Below are 5,334 nucleotides of genomic sequence, written 5' to 3'. Positions count from 1 at the left end.
GGGGGTCGATGAAGTTGTGCAGGAAGGCGAGCATCGCGTCGGTGTCCAGGCCCTCGCAGGCGGCGTCCATCGAGGCGTAGAGGAACTCCTCGATCCCGGCCACCGCGGTGGCCAGGCGCTCGCCCTCGGGGGTGAGGCTGAGTTGCAGGTAGCGGCGGTCCTCGGCGTCGGTGCGGCGCTCGACCAGTCCGGCCGCGACGACGCGGTCGACCAGCCGGCTCGGATTGGTGCCGCTCTCGCACACCAGGAGCTGTCCGAGCCCGTTGAGGCTCAGGGTGCCGTGCTGCTGGAGCAGGCGCAGCACCTCGGCCTGCGAGGGGGTGATGCCGTGGGGTTTGAGGGCCTGGATCAGCAGCCGGTTGCCTTCGCGCTGGGCTGCCAGGATCGCGAACCGCAGGTGTTCGGCCTTACGCATCGATGTCCTTTCGGGTGGTCGGCAGGGGGTCGAGGAAGTTCTCGACCGCGGCGGCGTAGGTTACCGGGTGCGAGAAGCGGAACATGTGGCCGGTGCGCGGCAGCACGACCTCCCGGGCGTCGGGGATGCCCGCGAGCATGACCTTCGAGGCGTTCTCGCCGATCAGCACGTCGTGCGAGGGGGTCAGGATCAGGGTCGGGACCTGGATCCGGTCGAGCACGTCGACGTAGTCGGCCGTGAAGACCGCCGACACGCGCGCACCGAAGGAGGCGGCCGGGGTGTTGGCGAGGAACAGTTCGCGGCTGCGCGCCTCGCTCCAGGGCACCTGCCCCTCGCCGTCGAACGGGGAGGCGAGGCGGTGGGCGTGGAACCGCAGCGTCAGCTGCCGGTAGAGCGGGCCGGGCGCCTTGCCCATCACCTGGGCCAGTGCCTTCATGGGCTTCGAGTCGATCGGGTTGGCCGCGAAGCCGCCGGACACGACCAGGGCGCGCAGGCCCCGCGGGCGGCGGGTGGCGAGGGCGAGCGCGATGTTCGCGCCGAACGAGTCGCCGATCAGCACGTAGTCGTCGAGGTCGGCGATCGCGGTCTCGACGTGGTCGGCGTAGCGCTCGATGCTGTCGACGCCCTCGGGCAGGCGCAGCGTGCGCCGGGGCGCCGCGCCGTAGGGGGCGAGCTGTTCGGCGCTCCACGGGGCGCCGGAGAAGCAGGGGATGAAGACGAGGGTCGGATTCTTCGCTGCAGTGTTCATGGAAAACATATTACACGACACACGTGTCGCGTCACATGTTGGGAGCGGGGTGCCGACGGCCGGCGGCGCCGGGTGACGCCCGGCGGCTCGTGTCGCCCTCGGATCACTCCGCGCAAAGGCGACGGCGGGGCGGGGCCGGGGATCCGGACCTCCGCCCCGCCGTCGCTGCGGGGTGGTGCTGGGCGTGCGCGGGTTCGGTCAGTAACCGACGATCTGCAGGCCGGAGTCGACGGTGAGGTAGAAGGTGTGGGCGTCGGGTCCGAGGGCCAGGCCGGTCACCCAGTTGAGGCCGGTGATGCCCTCGGCCGGGACGAGGGTGTCGGTCGCGGTGTCCAGGGCGAGGACCGAGGCCTTGCCGTCCGTGCTGGTGAGGTCCTGCTGGACCATGTACAGCCGGGTGCCGTCCGCGCCCACCGACGGGTTCTGCAGCCACTGGCCCGGGGAGATGTCCAGGGTGGAGAGGGCGTCGGTGGCGAGGTCGACGGCGTAGCCGGTGCCGTCGTTCCCCACGCCGTAGAGCCGGGTGCCGTCCGGGGAGAGGGCCAGGCTCGGGACGGAACCGATCGGGGCGGCGATGGCACCGGCGACGGTCGGGGTCCCGGTGCCGGTGTCCAGGCGGACCAGGTTCTCGTCGGTGGCGGCGTACGCCGCGTCACCGGTCGGAGGCGTGACGATCGAGCCCAGGTAGCGGCCGGGGACCGGCACGGCGGCGGTGAAGCCCTGTTGCTGCGGGGAGAAGGACAGGACCCGGGCGCTCGGCTCGGCCGGGCGGTGGTAGCGGGCCGGTCCGTCCTGGCCGACGTAGACCCTGGCGCCGTCCGCGCTGACCGCCAGCGAGGTCAGCGCCCCGGGGAGGGTCCCGTCGGGCCGCGGCTGGTCCGGTGCCTCCGTGCTGGAGACCACGGTGTCGGTGGCCGTGTCGATGGCGCCCAGGCTGGACAGCGGTGCCTTGCGGGCGGTCGAGAACAGCACGTAGACGCGCGAGCCGTCGGGGCTGACGGCCAGCGGTCCCGGACCGGCCCCGAACCCGGTGGACAGTGTCACCACCGCGGTGATCGCCCCGCTCTGGGTGTCGACCACCTTCACCTTGGCGCCATTGATGCTGTCCTTCACCGCGACGTACGCCTTGCGCCCGTCCGGGCCGACCGCCACCGAGGCGGGTGACGAGTCCAGCTCGACGGTCCGCGGGACACCCGTCACCGGCCCGCCGGACGTGCCGGTGACGGCGCCGGCGGAGCCGGGCCCGGCGAGCAGCAGTGCCGCGCCCGCCGCCAGGGAGACTGACCAACGGGCCTTCGACAAAAGCGAGTTCATGTGACCCTCCGCTTCGGACACCGCGGGTCCCCGCGGTGGAAGGCAAACGCTACGGGACGCACCCGCACGGGGTGCGGCTTCAGGCTGCCGGGCCGGGGCGGGCGGTGACGAGTGCGGGGCCGAGGGTGGCCGCCGCCACGGGGCGGGTCCTGCTGCCCGTTCACCCGCCGGGCGTGCGACGGGGCTCCGCGAGCAGGGCGCGGAAGGCCGTGGCCACCGCGCCGGGGTGTTCCTGCATGGCGACGTGGCCGACGCCGGGCAGGGTGAGGAGCCGGGCGTCGCGGAAGGCGGCGTAGGCCCGGGCCGCCGAACGGAAGGGGACGAGGCGGTCCTCGCGGCCGTAGACGAGCAGGGTGGGGGCGGTGACCCGGTGGGCCTGGTGCCAGGCCGAGGCCTCGCCGGCGGGTCGCAGGTGGGATCGGACGACGGCACGCACGCCCTCCGCCAACATCTTCTGGGTGTAGGGGAGTTCGGCGCGGCGCAGGCGTTCGCGCGCCTCCGTCGCCCGCTGTTCGGCGTCGACGCGGGACGGGTCGGCGTAGATCAGGCCGTAGAGGTCGTCGAGTTGCCGGTCGGGGCTCCGGGCCGACAGCAGCCGGGCGTACAGGCGGTGAGCGCCCGGCAGGCCCAGCAGGGAGATCCGCAGGGCCTGGGGCGGCGGGAGCGCGGGCAGGACCGGCGAGACCAGGGTCAGGGTGGAGACCAGCTCCGGGCGGTGGGCGGCGAGGTGGAGGGCGGTCAGGCCACCGAGGGAGTTGCCGACCAGATGGACGCGGCGGTGCCCGGTGCGGTCGAGGTGGCGGGCGACGGCCGCGGCCTGGCGCCTGACGGTGACGAGGCCGTCGGGCGGGGGAGCGGAGCGGCCGAAGCCCGGGAGGTCGAGGGCCAGGCAGTGCACCGACGGCCGGAGGCGCTCGATCAGGGCGGCCCAGTTGTGGGTCCAGCCGCCCAGCCCGTGCAGGAACACGGCGGTCTCGGCGTCCGGGCGGGCGCCGGGTGCGTACTCGGCGGCGAGCGGTCGGCTCATGACGGTTCGCTCCCCGCTCTCACGCGCGCCGTGCCGCGGAGGACTCCGCCACCGCGAGCCGGTAGTGGTCGAGGAGCCGGTCGCCGACCGCCTCCCAGCTGCGTTCCGCCACCGAGGCCCGGCCGGCCCGGCCGAGCGTTCGGCGCAGTTCCGCGTCGCGGGCGAGCCGCTCCACCGCCTCCCGGAAGCCCCCGGCCGCGCCGGGCGGCACGAGGAAGCCGGTGCGTCCGGGGAGCACCAGGTCGAGCGGTCCGCCGGCCGCCGGGGCCACGACGGGCAGGCCGCTGGCCATCGCCTCCTGGAGGGTCTGGCCGAAGGTCTCGAACGGCCCGGGGTGGGCGAACACGTCGAACGAGGCGTAGAGCCGGGCGAGTTCGTGCCCGGTGCGGCGGCCGAGGAAGAGCGCGTCGGGCAGTGCGGCGCCCAGCCGGGCGCGGCACGGGCCGTCCCCGACCACCACCAGCCGTACGCCCGGGAGCCGGGACGTCTCGGCCAGCCGCTCGACCTGCTTCTCCGGTGCCAGCCGCCCGACGTAGCCGACCAGCACCTCACCGGGCCGGCCGAGGTGGCGGCGCAGGGCCTCGTCCCGGTGGCCGGGGTGGAAGCGCACGCAGTCGACGCCGCGCGGCCACAGGTGGACCCGGGGGATCCCGTGGGCCGTCAGGACGTCGAACGAGGCCCGGGACGGCGCCAGGGTCCGCGCGGCCGCCGTGTGGATGTGCCGCAGCCGGCGCCAGGCCAGCCGGGCTCCGGCCGCGCCCGCGAAGGGCAGGTAGGTCCGGGCGTAGGCGGCGAGGTCGGTCTGGTAGACGGCGACGGCGGGGACGCCGGCGCGCCCGGCCGCCGCCGAGCCGGCGGCCCCGAGCGCGAACGGGCTCGCCAGGTGGACCACGTGCGGGCGGTGCCGCTCGACGGCGTCGGCCACCCGGCGCCCGGGGAGGGCGATCCGCACCTCGGGGTAGCCGGGCAGCGGGACCGACGGGACGCGGACCACCCGGTAGCCGTACGCCGCCCCGCAGTCCTCGTTCTCGCGACGCTGCGCCGCCGGTGCCACCACCAGCGGGACGTGCCCCCGGGCGAGGAGGTGCTCGGCGGTGCGGAGCACGCTGTGGGCCACGCCGTTGAGCTGCGGGGCGAAGGACTCGGCGACGATCACCACCCGCAGCGGCCCGTCGTCGGGGGCCGGGCCGTCCGTGGCGGGCGCCGCCCGCCCGGGCAGGACCCCGCTCACCGGGCGGCCTCCGCCGCCACGGCCTGGGAACGGGCCGGGACGGACCGGCCGACCGCGCGCAGGTCCCGCAGGATCTCCCGGAAGCAGGCGGTCAGGCCCGCCTCGGCGTACGGCACGCCGACCTCCGCGCAGTACGCGCGCACGATGCGCGAGGCCGGGCGCAGCGCCGGCACCGGCATGGCCGGGAAGAGGTGGTGCTCGATCTGGTGGCCGAGGCCGCCGAAGAGGAAGTGGACGAACCGGCCGGCCCGCAGATTGCGGGAGGGCAGCACCTGCCGCCGGAGGAAGTCGGTGCGCTGCGCGCCGGGGCCGGTCAACGGCATGCCCTTGTGGTTGGGGGCGAAGATGCAGCCCAGGTAGACGCCGAGCAGCGCACCGAACAGCGCGGTGAAGGCGAGCGCCTGGAGCGGAGCGAGCACGAGGACGGCCAGGGCCGCCGCGAGGACGTAGTGCAGTGCGGCGAGGGTGCGTTCCAGGACGGGGTGTCGGACGGTGCCACGGGTGAGGGTCAGGCCGGTGGCGACGAGCAGGCCGAGCGCCTGGAGGGAGAGCAGCGGGAAGAACAGCTCCGCCTGGTACCGGGCCATGAGGCGTCGCAC

At 75.1% G+C, this 5,334-nt stretch carries 6 protein-coding genes; all 6 read right to left on the bottom strand.

Annotation, left to right across the window (positions count from 1 at the left end):
• Positions 1–415, bottom strand: a 415-nt coding sequence (locus ACIQOV_RS26005) for a MarR family winged helix-turn-helix transcriptional regulator (protein ID WP_401052363.1), incomplete at its 3' end; no start/stop codon positions are given.
• Positions 408–1,163 carry an alpha/beta fold hydrolase gene (locus ACIQOV_RS26000; protein WP_401052361.1) on the bottom strand — a complete coding sequence of 252 codons (756 nt, stop codon included), beginning with the start codon at positions 1,161–1,163 and terminating at the stop codon, positions 408–410. The genes ACIQOV_RS26005 and ACIQOV_RS26000, both read right to left, overlap by 8 nt.
• Before the next feature lie 198 nt (positions 1,164–1,361).
• Positions 1,362–2,477, bottom strand: a complete 1,116-nt coding sequence (locus tag ACIQOV_RS25995; protein ID WP_401052358.1) for a hypothetical protein — start codon at positions 2,475–2,477, stop codon at positions 1,362–1,364.
• A gap of 160 nt (positions 2,478–2,637) precedes the next feature.
• The gene (locus ACIQOV_RS25990; protein WP_401052355.1) at positions 2,638–3,504 is read right to left on the bottom strand and encodes an alpha/beta fold hydrolase; all 867 of its coding nucleotides are present in this window, start codon (positions 3,502–3,504) and stop codon (positions 2,638–2,640) included.
• A gap of 19 nt (positions 3,505–3,523) precedes the next feature.
• Entirely contained in the window at positions 3,524–4,669 is a 1,146-nt protein-coding gene (locus ACIQOV_RS25985) for a glycosyltransferase family 4 protein (RefSeq protein WP_401052365.1), read from the bottom strand.
• Between the two features lie 62 nt (positions 4,670–4,731).
• A partial coding sequence (locus ACIQOV_RS25980; protein ID WP_401052353.1) for a fatty acid desaturase occupies positions 4,732–5,334 on the bottom strand: 603 nt, incomplete at its 5' end.

Source organism: Kitasatospora sp. NPDC091257 (assembly GCF_044757675.1).
GTDB classification, from domain to species: domain Bacteria; phylum Actinomycetota; class Actinomycetes; order Streptomycetales; family Streptomycetaceae; genus Kitasatospora; species Kitasatospora lactacystinica.
Note: the sequence above shows the minus strand (reverse complement) of the source record. Positions and strands in the feature narration are given on the sequence as shown.

Coding starts and splice junctions, on each gene's coding strand:
- ACIQOV_RS26000 (WP_401052361.1), bottom strand. CDS start 1,163: ATGAACACTGCAGCGAAGAATCCGACCCTCGTCTTCATCCCCTGCTTC.
- ACIQOV_RS25995 (WP_401052358.1), bottom strand. CDS start 2,477: ATGAACTCGCTTTTGTCGAAGGCCCGTTGGTCAGTCTCCCTGGCGGCG.
- ACIQOV_RS25990 (WP_401052355.1), bottom strand. CDS start 3,504: ATGAGCCGACCGCTCGCCGCCGAGTACGCACCCGGCGCCCGCCCGGAC.